Source organism: Lentzea sp. NBRC 102530, assembly GCF_030269365.1.
In the GTDB taxonomy this organism is placed as follows: Bacteria; Actinomycetota; Actinomycetes; order Mycobacteriales; family Pseudonocardiaceae; genus Lentzea.
Window position 1 is genome coordinate 134,439 of record NZ_BSTF01000004.1, and the last position, 16,348, is coordinate 150,786.

Annotated in this window: 13 protein-coding genes; 10 read left to right on the forward strand and 3 right to left on the reverse strand. The window is 69.5% G+C overall.

The features are described from left to right. Position 1: 1 nt before the first annotated feature. Complete coding sequence (locus QSK25_RS12060) at positions 2-418, reverse strand: DUF485 domain-containing protein (protein ID WP_285637937.1); 417 nt, start codon at positions 416-418, stop codon at positions 2-4. A gap of 298 nt (positions 419-716) precedes the next feature. Here QSK25_RS12060 and QSK25_RS12065 point away from each other — a divergent pair, with 298 nt between their 5' ends. The 10 genes from QSK25_RS12065 (at position 717) to QSK25_RS12105 (ending at position 13,999) form a co-directional block, all read left to right on the forward strand. Beyond that, positions 717-2,171, forward strand: coding sequence for an OFA family MFS transporter (locus QSK25_RS12065; RefSeq protein ID WP_285637939.1), 1,455 nt, complete (start codon positions 717-719; stop codon positions 2,169-2,171). Then, the gene (locus tag QSK25_RS45575) at positions 2,168-2,275 is read left to right on the forward strand and encodes an MFS transporter small subunit (RefSeq protein WP_414675501.1); all 108 of its coding nucleotides are present in this window, start codon (positions 2,168-2,170) and stop codon (positions 2,273-2,275) included. The genes QSK25_RS12065 and QSK25_RS45575 overlap by 4 nt, the downstream gene beginning before the upstream one ends. Continuing rightward, complete coding sequence (locus QSK25_RS12070) at positions 2,275-4,371, forward strand: sensor histidine kinase (protein WP_285637941.1); 2,097 nt, start codon at positions 2,275-2,277, stop codon at positions 4,369-4,371. Before QSK25_RS45575 ends, QSK25_RS12070 begins: the two co-directional genes overlap by 1 nt. After that, entirely contained in the window at positions 4,368-4,766 is a 399-nt protein-coding gene (locus tag QSK25_RS12075; RefSeq protein ID WP_285637943.1) for a roadblock/LC7 domain-containing protein, read from the forward strand. The genes QSK25_RS12070 and QSK25_RS12075 overlap by 4 nt, the downstream gene beginning before the upstream one ends. Next, positions 4,763-5,305 (forward strand): DUF742 domain-containing protein, encoded by a 543-nt coding sequence (locus QSK25_RS12080; RefSeq protein WP_285637945.1) that lies wholly within the window; start codon positions 4,763-4,765, stop codon positions 5,303-5,305. Before QSK25_RS12075 ends, QSK25_RS12080 begins: the two co-directional genes overlap by 4 nt. Before the next feature lie 65 nt (positions 5,306-5,370). Then, positions 5,371-5,958, forward strand: a complete 588-nt coding sequence (locus tag QSK25_RS12085; protein ID WP_285637947.1) for a nitroreductase family protein — start codon at positions 5,371-5,373, stop codon at positions 5,956-5,958. Then, entirely contained in the window at positions 5,955-8,861 is a 2,907-nt protein-coding gene (locus tag QSK25_RS12090) for an AfsR/SARP family transcriptional regulator (protein WP_285637949.1), read from the forward strand. Before QSK25_RS12085 ends, QSK25_RS12090 begins: the two co-directional genes overlap by 4 nt. Before the next feature lie 236 nt (positions 8,862-9,097). Then, complete coding sequence (locus QSK25_RS12095) at positions 9,098-10,777, forward strand: AfsR/SARP family transcriptional regulator (protein WP_285637951.1); 1,680 nt, start codon at positions 9,098-9,100, stop codon at positions 10,775-10,777. Between the two features lie 412 nt (positions 10,778-11,189). Further along, a complete protein-coding gene (locus tag QSK25_RS12100) occupies positions 11,190-11,738 on the forward strand; it encodes a Uma2 family endonuclease (RefSeq protein WP_285637953.1) in 549 nt (182 codons plus the stop codon). Between the two features lie 128 nt (positions 11,739-11,866). Next, positions 11,867-13,999, forward strand: a complete 2,133-nt coding sequence (locus QSK25_RS12105) for a terpene synthase family protein (protein ID WP_285637955.1) — start codon at positions 11,867-11,869, stop codon at positions 13,997-13,999. Here QSK25_RS12105 and QSK25_RS12110 read toward each other — a convergent pair. Both QSK25_RS12110 and QSK25_RS12115 read right to left on the reverse strand, forming a co-directional pair. Next, positions 13,983-15,005: an alpha/beta hydrolase gene (locus QSK25_RS12110; RefSeq protein WP_502881834.1), complete on the reverse strand. Its 1,023-nt coding sequence runs from the start codon at positions 15,003-15,005 to the stop codon at positions 13,983-13,985. The genes QSK25_RS12105 and QSK25_RS12110 overlap by 17 nt on opposite strands. After that, on the reverse strand, positions 15,002-16,348 hold the full coding sequence (locus tag QSK25_RS12115; protein ID WP_285637957.1) for a cytochrome P450: 1,347 nt from the start codon (positions 16,346-16,348) through the stop codon (positions 15,002-15,004). The genes QSK25_RS12110 and QSK25_RS12115 overlap by 4 nt, the downstream gene beginning before the upstream one ends.

The window sequence follows — 16,348 nt, forward strand, 5'->3', positions numbered from 1 at the left end:
CTTACTCCTCGACGCCTGTCTTCTCTGCCAGCAATTTCCGCTGCGGGTCCAGCCGTCGCTTTGCGTAACGGGCATAACCGAGCGTGATGATGATCGAAGTCACAAACTGTCCGAGACCCAACAGGATGCCGAGGTTGATCACGCCGATCACCTTGGTGCTGACGAAGTCTTTCGCGTACGCGGACAGCAGTACGAAGGTCAGGTAGGACGTCAGGAAAAGCGCCGTCATCGGGAAGATGAACGTCGTGAGACGACGGCGGAGAGTCCGGAATTCGTCGGTCTCGCGAATCGCCTCGAACTTCGGGTTGCCGTCGGAATCGACGTACGACAAAGTCTCGGGGTCGTCGAACGACGCGAAACCCCGGATTTCCCGGTACTCGTGCTGCGCTTCGCCAGGCGACCTCATCGCCTTGGTCATGTACCCCTGCCCCTCGTGTGCGGGGCTCACTGTAGCGCTCTCACGTGTGCAGTCAACGTGGCAGAGGTGGTGGAACCGGGCGAAACCGGACCAATGCCGGGGTGAGACCGGACCGAAACCGGACTGAAAACCGTGAACTCATTCGTCTCAAATGGTTCGAACCACGGTTTGTATCAAGTGGACGGTGGTGAGTTGCGCCGTGTGCAACACCTGAAGCCTTCGTCAAGACCGTTGTCGCACGTGTGCACCTGGCCTAGGATCGGCCGGTCCGCATTAAGTGGTGACGGTTGGGGATAAAGTGGGGTTCTTAGCGCGCGAACGCCAAGTCGCGCCTCCCGGATGGAACCGCTGGCTCGTTCCGCCCGCAGCTCTGGCGATTCATCTCTCCATTGGTCAGGCCTACGCCTGGAGCGTCTTCAAGACGCCGTTGGAGAAATCTCTGGGCATCACCGGAACGCAGTCCGCACTGCCGTTCCAGCTCGGCATCGTCATGCTCGGGCTCTCGGCCGCCGTGCTCGGCACGACGGTGGAGCGCAGGGGTCCGCGCTGGGCCATGCTGATGTCCACGATCGCCTTCTGCTCCGGTCTGCTGATCTCGGCGCTGGGCGTGTGGGCCGGGCAGTACTGGGTCGTCGTGCTGGGCTACGGCCTCGTCGGCGGCATCGGTCTCGGCATCGGCTACATCTCGCCGGTCTCGACGCTGATCAAGTGGTTCCCCGACCGGCCGGGCATGGCGACCGGCATCGCGATCATGGGCTTCGGCGGCGGTGCGCTGATCGCGTCCCCGTGGTCGACCTCGATGCTGACGGCGTTCGGCGCCACCACCTCGGGCATCGGCAAGGCCTTCCTCGTGCACGGCATCGCCTACGCGGTCTTCATGAGCCTCGGCGTGCTGCTGATCCGCCTGCCCTCCAAGGAGTTCACCGCGGAGAAGGAGGCGCTGCTCAAGGACCGGCCGAAGGCCACCGTCACGCACAACGTCTCCGCGAACAACGCGATCAAGACGCCGCAGTTCTGGCTGCTGTGGGTCGTGCTCTGCTTCAACGTCACCGCGGGCATCGGCATCCTGGAGAAGGCCGCCCCGATGCTGGTCGACTTCTTCAAGGAGTCCTCGACGCCGGTCGCCGCGACCGCCGCCACCGGCTTCGTCGCGCTGCTGTCCGCCGCGAACATGGCGGGCCGGTTCGTCTGGTCGTCCACTTCGGACGTCGTGGGCCGCAAGAACATCTACCGCCTCTACCTCGGCGTCGGCGCGCTGCTCTACCTGGTGCTGCTGACCGTCGGCTCGACCAGCACCCCGCTGTTCGTGATCGCGGCGATGGTGATCCTGTCGTTCTACGGCGCGGGCTTCGCGACCGTCCCCGCGTACCTGCGGGACCTGTTCGGGACCTACCAGGTCGGCGCGATCCACGGCCGCCTGCTCACGGCGTGGTCCGTGGCCGGTGTCCTGGGGCCGCTGATCGTCAACGCCATCGCGGACGCCGGCAAGAAGGCCGGGCACACCGGCCCCGATTTGTACGCGACGTCGTTCTACATCATGATCTCGCTGCTGGTCGTCGGCTTCATCGCGAACGAGTTGATCCGCCCGGTCGACCCGAAGTTCCACGAGCCGAAGGCCGCCGTCGAGGCCGACCAGCCCGAGGCCGCCACGGAGACGGGCGACGACACCGTCGCCAAGTGGAACGAGGCCGAGGCCGCCGAGGCCGCCGAGACTGCCGACAAGGAAGACGCGGAAGGCGTGGTGAAGAAGTGAGCTCCCAGCGGTTGCTGCTCATCGGTGCGTGGTTGTGGGTGGGGCTGCCCCTCGCCTACGGCCTGTACCGGCTCTTCCTGAACGCGGCCAAGCTCTTCGTCTGATGTTCACCAAGTTCGCCAACTGGCGCAACTGGCGCCTGCCGGTGAAGCTCGCCGCGGTGTTGATCGTTCCGGTCACCATCGCGGTGGGCGCCGGCGTCGTGCTCATCAACTCCCAGATCGAGCGCGCTGACTCCTACGCGGCGCTGCAACGGCTCGTGAAGGTCCGTGCCGCCCTCATCCCCGTGATCGAGGGCGTGCAGGCGGAACGGCGGATCGTCGCCGAGGGCGTCGGTCCGGAGGTCCTCTCCGAGCAGAGCAAGCGCACTGACGACGCCCGCGCGGTGCTGCGCGACCAGATCGGCAGGACCTCGCTCAGCGAGGTCGTGACCGCCCGCATCACCGAGGTCCAGAACCGCATCGGTGACCTGGCGGTGTTGCGCGACCGCAGCAGCAACGACATCCCCGCGGTGATCAAGATCTACAGCGAGCTCACCGACTCGCTGCTCGACGTCGACGAGGTGATGGCCAGCGAGTTCGGCGACGCCGCCCTGCTGCGCACCGCGATGGGCCTGCACCACGTGGTGCACGTCCGCGACCAGGTGCTCTACCAGCAGGCCGTCGTGCTGTCCGGGCTCACCCGCGGCCAGCTCACCACCGCCGAGGTCCGCGCGCTGGTCGAGTCGAACGTCAAGCTCGGCTACATCGCGGACGAGTTCGCGGCCCTCGCGACGCCCGACCAGATGAAGGTCTACGGCAAGAACTTCAGCGGCCCGGACATCGAGGCCCAGCGCACGATGCTGGCCGCCGCGGTGCTGCACCCGACCTCGGACGCGCCGAACACGGGCAACGGCAACACCGCGAACAACCGGCCCAAGACGCTGCCGATCGCGACGCAGGACTGGACGAAGGCCACCGGCGCCGTCGTCACGGCGATGGACAGCGTGGTCACGGGTCTGCAGGACGACCTGCGCACCACCTCGAACCGCCTGCGCGACGAGTCGAGCGACGCCGCCGGCACCGCGTCCGCGATCCTGTTCGCCAGCCTGATCCTGGCGGCCACGGTCGGCTTCGTCGTCGGCCGCTACCTGCTGCGCTCGCTGAACACGCTGCGCCGCTCCGCCCTCGACGTGGCGTGGACCAAGCTGCCCGAGATGGTCGCGACCGGCCGCGGCAGCACCGAGATCGAGGCCGTCCCGGTCGACACGACCGAGGAGTTCGGCGAGGTGGCGCGCGCGTTCGACGAGGTGCACCAGCAGGCCGTGAAGTCGGTCATCGAGCAGGCGCGCATGCGCTCGAACATGAGCAACATCTTCGTCAACCTCTCGCGCCGCAGCCAGAGCCTCGTCGAACGCCAGCTCAAGCTGATGGAGGAGCTGGAGAAGTACGAGGAGGACCCGGACCAGCTCGCGAACCTCTTCAAGCTCGACCACCTCGCCACCCGCATGCGCCGCAACAACGAGAACCTGATGGTGCTCTCCGGCGGCGACGTGGCCCGGCGGTTCCACAAGCCGATCCCGCTCACCGACGTGCTGCGCGCGGCGGCGGCGGAGATCGAGCAGTACCAGCGGGTCATGGTGCACACCGCGCCCAACGCCGAGGTCGTCGGTTACGTGGCCAGCGACCTGGTCCGCCTGCTCGCCGAACTCCTCGACAACGCGACGTCGTTCTCGCCGCCGAACACGCAGGTCGCGATCAGCGCGTCGATCGAGGCGGGCGGCATCGTGCAGATCGACGTGGTGGACCACGGCATCGGCATCGACCCCGAAGCGCTCGCCGCGGTGAACCACCGCCTCGAAGCCGCGGGGGAGGGTGTCGACGTGCAGGTCTTCCGCGAAATGGGACTTTTCGTGGTCGGCAGGCTCGCCGCGCGCCACCAGATCGTGGTACGTCTGGACGCGAAACAAGGTAAGGGGACTCGCGCGATCGTGTTGGTTCCGGCCGAACTGGCACCACGACGGGAAGAGTCCTGGGAGTCTTTCCGAGGGGAGGCGATCGAACGGCAGCAAGCTTCGTGGTTCCAGCAGACGTCGCCGGCCGCCGCACCGCCGCCTCCCCCCGCACCCGCACGCCAGACGCCTGAGTCGGCACGAGGATTCCTCAACGCCTTCCAGCGGGGTGTGCAACGCGGCCTTCCCGAAAACCAGGAGAGTCGATGAGCACGCAGGTGGACCAGTTCGGCTGGCTGGTCACCAACTTCGCCGAACGCACACCCGGCATCGAACACGCCGTGGTGATCTCGGCCGACGGCTTGGTGTTGATCTCGTCCTCGAAGCTGCCCGCGCACGTCGCACCGCAGTTCGCGGCGATCGTGGCGGGTGTGGTCTCACTCGCCGACTCGGCGTCGCAGTGCTTCGCCGGCGAGTCGGTCGTCCGCACGGTCGTGCAGATGGACAGGGGCGTCATGCTGCTGTCCGCGATCAGCGACGGCTCGGTCCTCGCGGTGCTGGCGTCGTCGTCCGCCGACGTCGCCCAGATCGCCTACGAGATGACCGTGGTGACGCGCCAGGTGGGCCAGTTGCTCACACCGGAACTGCGGGCTGAGCTCGCATGAGCAGAGAGCCTGACGATCAGGTCAACTTCGGTGACCTGATCAGCGGTTTCAGCTTCGACAGCGAACGGATCCGCAAGCGCGGCAAGAAGAAGGCGCAGCGCGCGCCCGAACCGCCGCCGGAGCAGCCGGACCCGTACGCGACGGCACCGTTCCAGCCGTTCCCCGCGGTCCCGCCGCTGCCTTCGGTGGAGACGGGCTTCGACGCGTCGGCGTCGATCGTCCGCGCCTACGCCTGGACCGGTGGCCGCACGACGTCCGACGTGCACCTGGAGATCGAGACCCTGGTGTCGGTGAACGAGTTCTCGTCCACCGCGGTCCGGCCGGAGCACCAGGACGTGCTGGCGTTGTGCGTGCAGCCCCGTTCGGTGGCGGAGATCGCCGCCCTGCGCGGACTGCCGCTGGGCGTCACGAAGGTCCTGCTCGGCGACATGGCCGGGCACGGGCTGATCGACGTGCACCGCACGGCGTCGTCGTTCGGCGGCGACCGGCCGGACGGGATGCTGCTGGAACGCGTGCTGGCCGGCCTGCGCAGGCTCTAGACGTCTCGAGTGGGGTGACCCCGGCCGCTGCTACGGTCGGGGTCGACTCAACTCTGGGGGTAGACGTGGAGTTCCAGGACGTGGTCCGCCGCAGGCGGATGGTGCGCAAGTTCACCGGCGAGCCGGTCAGCGAGGAGAGCGTCCAGCGGATCATGCGCAACGCCGTGCGCGGTCCGTCGGCCGGCTTCTCGCAGGGCCAGGGGTTCCTGGTGCTGCGCGGCGAGTCGCTGAAGAAGTTCTCCGAGATGTTCGAGTGGTGGAGCGGCGAGGACGCGAAGACCGCGCCGCTCGTCGTCATCCCGTTCTCGGCGAAGAAGGTCTACCTCGACCGGTACGCGGAGCCCGACAAGGCCTTCGCCGGGCTCACCGAGGACAGGTGGCCGGTGCCGTACTGGGACATCGACACCGGCATGGCCGCGCTGCTGATCCTGCAGACCGCCGTCGACGAGGGCCTCGGCGCGGTGTTCTTCGGGACCGACAGGGACACGTGGCCCGCGCTGCGCGAGGCGTTCGGGGTGCCGGAGATGTACACGCCGATCGGCGTCATCGCGATCGGGCACTCCGCGGAGGAGGGCATCTCCGAGGGCGCCTCGCCGTTGCGGCGCAAGCGCAAGCCGCGCGCCGAGATGGTGCACTGGGACCAGTGGGCGTGAGGTCGTTCGGCCTCCTCGGACCGTTGGACGTGGTGCTCGACGGGCGCCGCGTCCACGTCCCTCCCGGCAAGCGGCGCGTGGTGCTCGCGGCGTTGCTGATGCGCGCGGGCCAGGTGGTGGGCGTCGACGAACTGGTCGAGCTCGTCGGTGGATCGCGCAACGCCCTGCAGACCACGGTCGGGCGGTTGCGCGAGGCGTTGCCCGGTCTGGTGCTGACCAGGCCCGGCGGGTACCTGCTCGACGTGCGGCCCGACGAGGTCGACGTCCACCTGTTCGGCACGCTGGAACCGACCGCGGCGCTCGCGTTGTGGCGCGGCAGGCCGTTCGCGGACATCGGCAGCGACGCGCTGGAACGCGACCACGTGCCCGCGCTGACCGAGCAGTACCTCGCGGTGCTGGAGGCGCGGATCGAGGCCGACCTGCGGGCGGGCGCGCACGAACGGCTGGTGCCCGAACTGCGGTCGTTGACGAGTCAGCACCCCACCAGGGAACGGTTGTGGGCGCAGCTGGTCGTGGCGCTGCACCGCTGCGACCGGCAGACCGAGGCGTTGCAGGCCTACGACGACATCCGCGGCAGGCTCGCCGAGGAGCTCGGCCTCGACCCGGGCAAGGACCTGCAGAAGGCGCACCAGCAGGTGCTGACGGCGGACAACCGGCCGAGGGCGCGCAACGACCTGCCCGGTGACATCGCCGACTTCGCGGGCCGCGGCGAGGACCTGGACGAGATCATCGCCGCGGTGCCGTCCGGGTGCGTCGCGATCACCGCGATCGACGGGATGGCGGGGATCGGGAAGACGACGCTGGCCGTGCGCGCCGCCCACCGGCTCGCCGGGCGGTTCCCCGACGCGCAGCTGTTCGTGGACCTGCACTCCTACAGCGAGGGCGTCGAACCGCGCACGCCGTCGGACGCGCTGCTGGCGTTGCTGACCGCTGTGGGCGTGCCCGCGCAGGACATCCCGGACGGCCTCGACGCGCGGGCCGCCCGGTGGCGCGCGGAGATGGCGCACCGCAGGGCACTCGTGGTGCTCGACAACGCGGGCAGCGCCTCCCAGGTCCGCCCGTTGCTGCCCGGTACCGGACTCGTGCTGGTGACCAGCCGCCGACGGCTCGTGGACCTCGATGCCGCGCACACGATCTCGTTGGACGTGCTGTCCGAAGAGGACTCGCTGGAGTTGCTGGCGAGCATCGCCGGGCGGAGGGAAGGGGACACCGCGCGCGAGATCGTCCGGCTGTGCGGTCATCTGCCGCTCGCGGTGCGGATCGTCGGTGCCCGCTGGCGCACCCGTCCCGCGTGGTCGGCGCAGGACCTGGTGCGCCGCCTGTCCGCGCACCGGCTCACCGAACTGGCCGCGGGCGAACGCAGCGTCGCGGGCGCGTTCTCGTTGTCCTACCAGCAACTCACCGCGGACCAGCAGCGGTTGTTCCGGCTGCTCGGGCTGCACACCGGCGAGGACTGGGACGCGCACCTCGCCGCGGCCGTGCTCGACACGACGCGGGCGGAGGCCGAACGGCTGCTCGAAGAACTCCTCGACGCGCACCTGGTGCAGCAGAAGGAGAACGGCCGCTACCGCTTCCACGACCTGCTGGCCGACCACGCGAAGGCACTGGTGGAGCCGGAGGAACGGACCACGGCGATCGTCCGGATCCTCGACCACTACCTGCTCGGCGCGGAGAACTCGGCCGGACAGATCGCCCCGGGCCGCCCGAAGTTCCACTCCGCCGTGACCCGTGAGCCGGTCGACCCGCTGGTGTTCACCACCCCGGTCGAGGCCCTCGCGTGGCAGGAGGCGGAACGGCGCAACCTCAGAGCCGCCGTGTACCTGGCCGCGTACGAAGGGCACTACCAGCACGCCTGGCAACTGCCGAACAAGTTCGCGCACTACCTGTGGATGGGCGGATCCGGACGCGAACGCGTCGAGGTGCAGAGCGTCGCCCTCGCGGCCGCGCACGCGCTCGGTGACCTGAAGGCGCGGGCGGAAGCGCTGCGGGGCCTGGGGGCGGCGCACATGGACGACGGCAGCCCGAAGGCCGAGGAACACCTGCGTGAGGCGGTCGCCCTCATGCAGCAGATCGGTGACCTGCGCGGCGAGGCGTCGGCAACGGGGATGCTCGGCATGATCGCGCGCGAGCGGCACGACTACGACGAGTCGATGGAGCTCCTCCAACGCGGTCTCGTGCTGATGCGCCAGGCGGGCGCGCCCACCGGAGTGGCCAACGCCCTGCACAACATCGGGATCAACCACGCGGAGCTGGGGCGGACCGACCAGGCCCTGGCGCACATGCTGGAAGCAGCCGAACTGGTGTCGGGTGACGTCCGCGAGCTCGCGGTGACGTTGAACAACATCGCCCACGTGCACTTCGACGCCTTCCGGGACGACGAATGCCTGGCTTGCATGGAACGGTCGCTCGCGGGCTACCGGGAGTGCGGCGACCGGCGGGGCGAGGCGCTCGCCCTGGCCGACTTCGCCCGGTGGCGGTACGAGATGGGCCACCTCGCCACCGCCGGGGCGCTGGCACGGGACGTCGCGAGGCTCTGCCGGGAGTACACGAACCTGCCGGACGACGAAGCCGTGCTGGCGGCGATGAGGGAGGGGCGCGATCACGTCGGGCAGATGACGCTGTACTTCTCGCTGTCGCTCGAAGCCCTGACCGCCGGCAGGCCCGCCGAGTCGATCGCTCACCTGGAGCGGTTCCGGGAACTGAGGACCACGCGCCGCTGGTGGAGCGAGGAACGCGTGCTCGACCAGTTCGCCGCCGCCCACCTCGCGCTCGGCGACCGGGAGGCGGCCGTCCGCTACGCGAAGCAGGCGGTGGCCGCCGCGGAGCGCCGCAACCGGCCTCGCGTCCTCGCGGTCACGCGGCAGACCCTCGCTAGAGCGTCAGCCCCAGTGCCACCAGCGTGATCACGGCCGCCGCCACCACGGCGAACGCCACCCACTGCCCGACCCTGTCCCCGGTCCTGCGCATCCCGTGCTCCCCTCGGTGGTGTCGCCACCGAGGGTCGGCAACACCACCCACACCTCGTCCCCACGGCGAGCACACGGCCGATTTCCGGAGACGGACCGCAATACTCGGAAAAGGCGGGTCCGATGCTCCGCAGGGCCGGTGAGCCGGGAAAACTGCCCTACCGTGGCCGCCCGTGGACTTCGGGATCCTGGGGCCGGTGGAGGCTCGTGACGGCGCGGTGCGGCTCGAGCTCGGCGGGGTGCGCGGGCAGAAGGTGCTCGCCGCGCTGCTGCTCGCGCCCGACCGGGTGGTGCCGCTGACGCACCTCGTCGACGTCGTGTGGGACGGCGAGCCGCCCTCCACGGCCCGGCACCAGATCCAGAAGTCCGTCGGCGACCTGCGCGTCACCCTCGGGGCGCCGGCCTCGATCGTTACGGACGGGCCCGGCTACCGGCTGGTGCTCGGGTCGGCGGGGCTCGACGCGGTGACGTTCGAACGGCACGTGGCCGCGGCGCGCGACGCCGAACCCGCGGAGGCCGTGCGGGTGCTGCGGGAGGCGCTGGCGTTGTGGCGCGGGCCCGCGTTGGAGGGGCTCACGAGCGGGGCGTTGCAGGCCGAGGCGCAACGGCTCGACGAACGCCGGATCGCGGTGGCGCAGCAGTGCTTCGCGATGCAGCTGGAACTCGGGCAGCACGCGCAGGTGGTCACCGACCTGTCCGTGCTGGTGGCCGCGAACCCGTTGCGCGAGCAGCTGGTCGAGCAGCTGATGACGGCGCTGCACCGGTCCGACCGGCAGGCCGACGCGCTGGAGCTCTACGAACGGACCCGCCGGCTGCTCGCGAGCGGGCTCGGCGTCGAACCGGGCCACGGCCTGCGCAAGGCGCACCAGGCGATCCTGAGCCGGCAGCGGTCACCCGCGCCGGACGCTCCCGCCCAGCTGCCCGCGCGCCCGGCCGTGTTCGTCGGCCGGGGGGCCTGTGTGGACGAACTGGACGCGAGCGCGTTCGCGGTCGTCACGGGTGGCCCCGGCGTCGGCAAGACGGCGCTGGCCGTGCACTGGGCGCACCGGGTGCGGGACCGGTTCCCCGACGGTCAGCTCTACGCGAACCTGCGGGCGCACGACGACTCCCCGGCCGCGACGGTGACGGACGTGCTGGCCCAGTTCCTGCGTGCGCTCGGCGCTGCCCGGATCCCCGTCGACGCAGGGGAACGGGCGGGACTGTTCCGCTCGGTCCTCGCCGACCGCCGGGTGCTGATCGTGCTGGACGACGCGGCGAGCGAGGACCAGGTCCGGCCGCTGCTGCCGGGCACGCCGGGGTGCGCGGTGGTCGTCACGAGCCGCAACCACCTGCGCGGGCTGACCGCCCTCGACGACGCGCACCCGGTCGAGCTCGGCCTGCTGCCGCCGGACGAGGCGCACGCGTTGATCACCAGGCTCACCGGGGGAGAACCGGACGCCGTCGCCGAACTCGCCGCGGTGTGCGGGTACCTGCCGCTCGCGATCCGCATCGCCGTCGCGAACCTCGGGCCCGACCGGATCACCGACGCCGTCGCGGATCTGGTGCGGGGCAACAGGGTGGCGTTGCTCGCGATCAACGGCGACCGGCGGGCGGCGGTGACCGGGGCGTTCGAACGGTCGGTGCGCGCGCTGCCGGCGGACGCGGCGAAGCTCTTCCGGCAGCTGGGATCGTTGCCCGGCAACGACTTCACCGCCCGCACCGCGTCCGGCCTGATGGGCGTGGACGACGTGCGGGGCCCGCTGTCCTCGTTGGAGAGCGCGAGCCTGATCGAGGCGCACGGCGGCGGCCGGTACCGGGTGCCCGGTCTCCTGCACGCCTACGCGCGGTCGTTGTGCGAGATCGAAACCGACTGATCCGGCCTACCGCGGGAAATGCGCGGAGCATTTTTCGATCTTGTCGAGGTGAGCTTGGTGTGAGCTATTGCTCCAACCGAGTGCTTGGCTCCCCCGTAAGATTCCGTTAGGGTCGCATTCGCGAGCAATTGGCGGGGTGGATCGCGTTATCAAAAATCGCCCGAAAATTGATCAAAAATTAGCCACTTGTTCGATTGAAACCATCTTGCTGCTCCGACCGGGTGAGAGTCTCCACGGCAGGACCATTCGCCGCTCACCCAGCGGGACGGTGGTGACGAGGACGTGTGCGTGCAGTGGTGCGGGGTCGGCCAAAAGGGGCTTGCGAGTCGTGAGAATCGGACCAGTCTTGTCTAATGGCATCGCCGGGATCCGTCCGGCGGACAGTGGCCTCGACACGGGGGTGGAACGCACCATGGGTGGTGTCCCGACGTTTCCCCACGGCAGACCGCTGACGTGGGCGGACCTGGAGGCGATGCCTGATGACGGGCACCGTTTCGAACTCGTCGACGGGGTGCTCGTCATGAGCCCCTCACCCCGACCGGTCCACCAGCGGGTCGTCGCCCGACTGCTGGTGGCGCTGACCGCTGCCTGCCCACCGGAGCTGGAGGTCCTCCCCGCTCCGGTCGACGTGGTGCTCGCCGACGACACGGTCTTCATCCCCGACCTGGTGGTGGGCCGCCGCGAGCAGTTCTCGAAGCAGGCGCTCATCGGGCCGCCGGTGCTGGCGGTCGAGGTCTTGTCGCCGCGCACGCGACACGTCGACCTCGAACTCAAGCGGGCGAAGTTCCAGGAAGTCGGCTGCGCGAACTACTGGATGATCGATTACGACAGTCCGTGGCTGCGGTGCCTGCACCTCGAAAACGGCGGGTACGTCGAACAGGGCCGTTCCGACGGCGAGGAGATCATCGAGTTGCAGTTCCCGTTCGCGGTGAAGCTCAGCGCTCAGTCGCTGGTGCGCTGACCTCGTTGGGCTGAACGGGCGAGGTTGATCCACGCTCGTGTGGATCAAGGTTTCACCATCTGGCGTTTCCGTGCGCCGGGCTGGTTGCGTGCAGTGCGTCCAGCCCGACGCGCGGAGGTCCAACGCACATGCAGCCGTTCCAGCTGCCGGAGTTCTACACACCCCACCCGGCCAGGCTGAACCCGAACCTCGAACGCGCCCGCACCCACACGAGGGCGTGGGCGCGCGAGATGGACATGGTCGACGTGCCGCAGCACGGGGCGGTCATCTGGACCGCGGAGGACCTGGAGGCGCACGACTACGCGTTGCTGTGCGCCTACACCCACCCCGACTGCGACGGGGAGACGCTCGACCTGATCACCGACTGGTACGTGTGGGTCTTCTACTTCGACGACCACTTCGTCGAGCTCTACAAGCGCGACCCGGACATCGCGGGCGCGCAGGCCCACCTCGACCGGCTGCCGTTGTTCATGCCCGTCGACGGCGTCATCACGGCGACGCCGGAGAACCCCGTCGAGCAGGGCCTCGCGGACCTCTGGCGCCGCACGGTCGGCAGGCACTCGCTCGACTGGCGCGAACGGTTCGCCGCCAACACCGAGCACCTGCTGGACGAGTCGATGTGGGAGCTGCACAACATCAGCTCGAAACGGCTCTCCAACCCCATCGAGTACGTCGAGATGCGGCGCAAGGTCGGGGGAGCGCCGTGGAGCGCGAACCTCGTCGAGCACGCCGTCGGCCTCGAGGTACCGGCCTCGATCGCGTCGTCACGGCCGATCGGGGTGCTGCGGGACACCTTCAGCGACGCCGTCCACCTGCGCAACGACCTGTTCTCCTACGAACGCGAGGTGCTCGACGAGGGCGAGCTGTCCAACGGCGTGCTGGTGTTCGAGAAGTTCCTCGGCCTGCCCACCCAGGACGCCGCTGAGGCCGTCAACGACCTGCTGACGTCCCGGCTGCACCAGTTCGAGCACACGGCGCTCACCGAGGTGCCGATCCTGCTCGACGAGCACGCGATCGACCTCATCGGGCGCGCGGCCGTCCTCGGGTACGTGAAGGGCCTGCAGGACTGGCAGGCGGGCGGGCACGAGTGGCACCTGCGGTCGTCCCGGTACATGAACGCCGCGCCCCGGCCCCGGACCGGCGTCCTGGGCTCGTTCGCGAAGACGATGCCGCAACGGCTGAGGCAGTTCTCCAGCACGCCCAAGACCGTCGAGCCGTACACGCTGCCGCGCTTCGACGTGCCGTTCCCGCTGACCCTGGCGCCGCACCTCGACCAGGCGCGGGACGAGGTCGTCGCGTGGGCCGTCGAGCACGGCATGACCGGCGAGGGCGTCTGGACCGAGGAGAAGGTGCGCGGGTTCGACTTCCCGCTCTGCTCGGCGGGCATCGACCCGGACGCGACACCGCAGGAGCTGTTCCTGTCCGGCTGCTGGCTCACCTGGGGCACGTACGCCGACGACGTCTACCCGCTCTGGTACGGCACTTCACGCAACCTCGCCGGCGTGAAAGCGCAAACGGCGCGGCTGAAGGCGTGCATGCCCCTGGACCTGGTACCGCAGATCGTTCCCGCGAACGCGATGGAGGTGTCGCTCACCGATCTCTGGCAGCGGACCGCGGGGCCGATGACCTCGGGGTTCCGCGCCACGTTCCGCGAGACCGTGGACGCGATGCTCGACGCGTGGGTGTGGGAAGTGATCAACATGCACTTCAACCGCATCCCCGATCCCGTCGACTACGTGGAAATGCGGCGCAGCACGTTCGGGTCCGAGCTGACGACCTCGCTGTCGCGGTTCTCGCATTCCGCGACCGTGCCGCCGCAGCTGTGGGGAACGCGGGTCGTGCAGACCATGGAACGGTCGGCCATGGATTACTGCACGATGCTGAACGACGTCTTCTCGTACTCGAAGGAGATTCAGCACGAAGGCGAGGTGCACAACATGGTCCGGGTCGTCGAGAACTTCCTCGGGGTCTCCCAATCGAGGGCTTTCGAGATCACGTACGCGTTGATGGACGCCCGCCTCGGCCAGTTCGTGAGGTCGGTGGAAACGGATCTGCCGCGCCTGTTCGACGATCTTCGCCTCGACTCGGGAGCGCGTGCGGGGCTGACCCGGTACGCCGACGAGCTGAAGGACTGGATCGCCGGGATCATCCACTGGCACGAGGAGACCAGCCGCTACGACGAGACCGGCGGGCACCCGGTGTTCCACCGGGGACCCTCCGGCCTCGGCACGGCGTCGCTCAGCTTCACATCCCGAACTTAGAGCTCAGCCAGGCGCGGGTCGCCGCTCGGTAGTCCTCCGCGTTGCGGTGCAGGCCGAGCGAGTGCCCCGCGCCCGGCAGCACGTACGTCTGCAGCTGCGCTTCCGGTGCGTAGTAAGGAGCTTCCTGGGCGCGCAACGAGTTCGCGTTCGAGCAGTCGCGCAACGCCAGCAGGCCGCAGAACAACACGTCCTCGCTGCCGACCGCCTGGAACACCGGGACGGTGATGCCGAGCGTCGTCGGCAGCACGATGCCGAACACCGCGACGGTTCCCATGCCCGGCACGGAAACCTGGTCCTTCGTGGCCTCGTCCGCGTTCACGACGGCCTGGTCGGCGTCGCCCATCGCGTAGAACAACCCGGCCCGCGCGCCCGGCCGGGTCGTGAAGTAGAGCGGGTCGCTGCCCAGCCGTGCCAGCACGTCGTCGAGGAACGCGGGCTGGAGTCCCAGTGCCGCACCGAGAGCGAGCACCGGGACCGCCGGCATGTGCGTCATGCCGGACAGCACCACACCGTCGACGTCGCGGTAGGTCGCGGCCTCCAGCGCGACGATGCCCGAGCCGACGGAGTGCCCGACGATGACGACCTTGCGGTACGCCGTGCCGCCGACGCGTCCGGCCCGCAGGTGCTGCACGACCTCGTGCATCGACCGCGCCTCGACGGAGATCAGCATCGGCAGGCTGAGCGGGTGCGACGAGGCACCGGTGCCGAGCCGGTCGACCGCGAACGTCGCCCTGCCCTCGCGCGCCATCGTGCGTTGGTACGAGTAGGACTCCGGCACGCCCGGCAGGTCCCAGTAGGCGCGGTTGTACGTGCCGCCGTGCACCAGCAGCTGGACGGTGTCCGGGTTCGCGCCCGCGGGTGTGCAGAGCTGGCCGGAGACCGTCGCGGTGCCGGTGGGACCGGACACCGGGAGCGTCGTGAGCGAGCAGTCGGCGCCGGTGGCGTGCGCGGCGGGCGTGAGCGACGTCAGCGCCAGCACGGCCGCCAGAACGGGGAGCAGTTTCACGCTTGAGGCTTTCTCTGTGTTTGATTCCTTCGGCGTGCGACCATCGGTAGCTGGTTGGGCTGCATGGTCGCCTTCACCTGGGCGTAGACGCGTTGTCCCGCAACGGGGACGAGGTCCCAGCGGGTCGCGATCGTCGCGGCGGCGATCGCGATCTCCGTGTGGGCGAGGAAGTGTCCCGGGCAGAACCGGGAGCCGGCGCCGAACGGGATGAAGGCGCCCTTGGGCAGCTTCGCCGCCCGTTCCGGTTCCCAGCGGTCCGGGTCGAACCCGTCGGGATCGGGGAACCAGCGCGGGTCGCGGTGCAGGGTGTGCTGGGAGACGGCGATCTCCGAGCCCTTCGGCACGAGCACGCCACCGATCTCGACGTCCTCGCGCGCCCGGCGCATGAGGATCACCGGCGGGGTGCGGCGGAGCACCTCGTTGATGATCCGGCCGGTGTACTCGAGCTCCGCCACGTCCGCGAACGTCGCCGGCCGGTCACCCAGCACGGCGTCGACCTCGGCGTGGAACCGCCGCCGCACCGCGGGTCTGGTGCCGACCTCGTGGAAGAACCAGGCCAGCGCGACCGCCGTCGTCTCGGCGCCGGTGGTGAGGATCGTGACGACCTCGTCGGTGACCTGCTCGTCGGTCATCGCCTCGCCGGTGTCCGCGTCGCGCGCGGCGAGCAGGGCCGAGAGCAGGTCGCCGTGGTCGGCGCCCTCCTCCCGCGCGTTCAGCACGACCGCGGGGATCACCTCGCGCAGGCGGGCGGCGGCCTCGTCGAACTCGCGGTTCGCCCTGAGGGGCAGCTTCTCCACGAAGCCCGGCGAGAACGCGCGCACCAGCACGTGCTTGAGCATGATCGGGATGGAGCGTTTGACCTCGGTCAGCACCTCCTGGCCGAGTTCGGCGGAGAACAACGTGCGCCCGGCGACGGTCATCACGAAGTCCTGCATGAGGGCGTCGACCTCGAGCCGTTGCCCGTCGTGCCAGGAGTCCCGCAGTTCGGTGGCGAGGGTCGTGATCACGTTCTCCGCGTAGGTCGAGACCCTCGCACGGGAGAACGCGGGCAGCATCATCCGGCGCTGCCGCTGGTTGAACGCGCCGTTCGACGTCGCGAGGCCGTTGCCGAACAGCGGGCGCATCTTGTCGAAGACGATGCCCTTGTCGAACTTGTCCGACGCCAGCAGTTCCAGCGCGAGCGCGGGGGAGGTGACCACGTGCACCGGCAGGGGACCGAGGAAGACCTTCACCACGTCCCCGTTGGCGGGTAACGACGCGAGGAACTCGACCGGTGCGCGCAGCAGCTTGACGGAGTGCCCGACGAGGGGCCAGCGGCCCGGCACCGTCGTGACGCTCGGCAT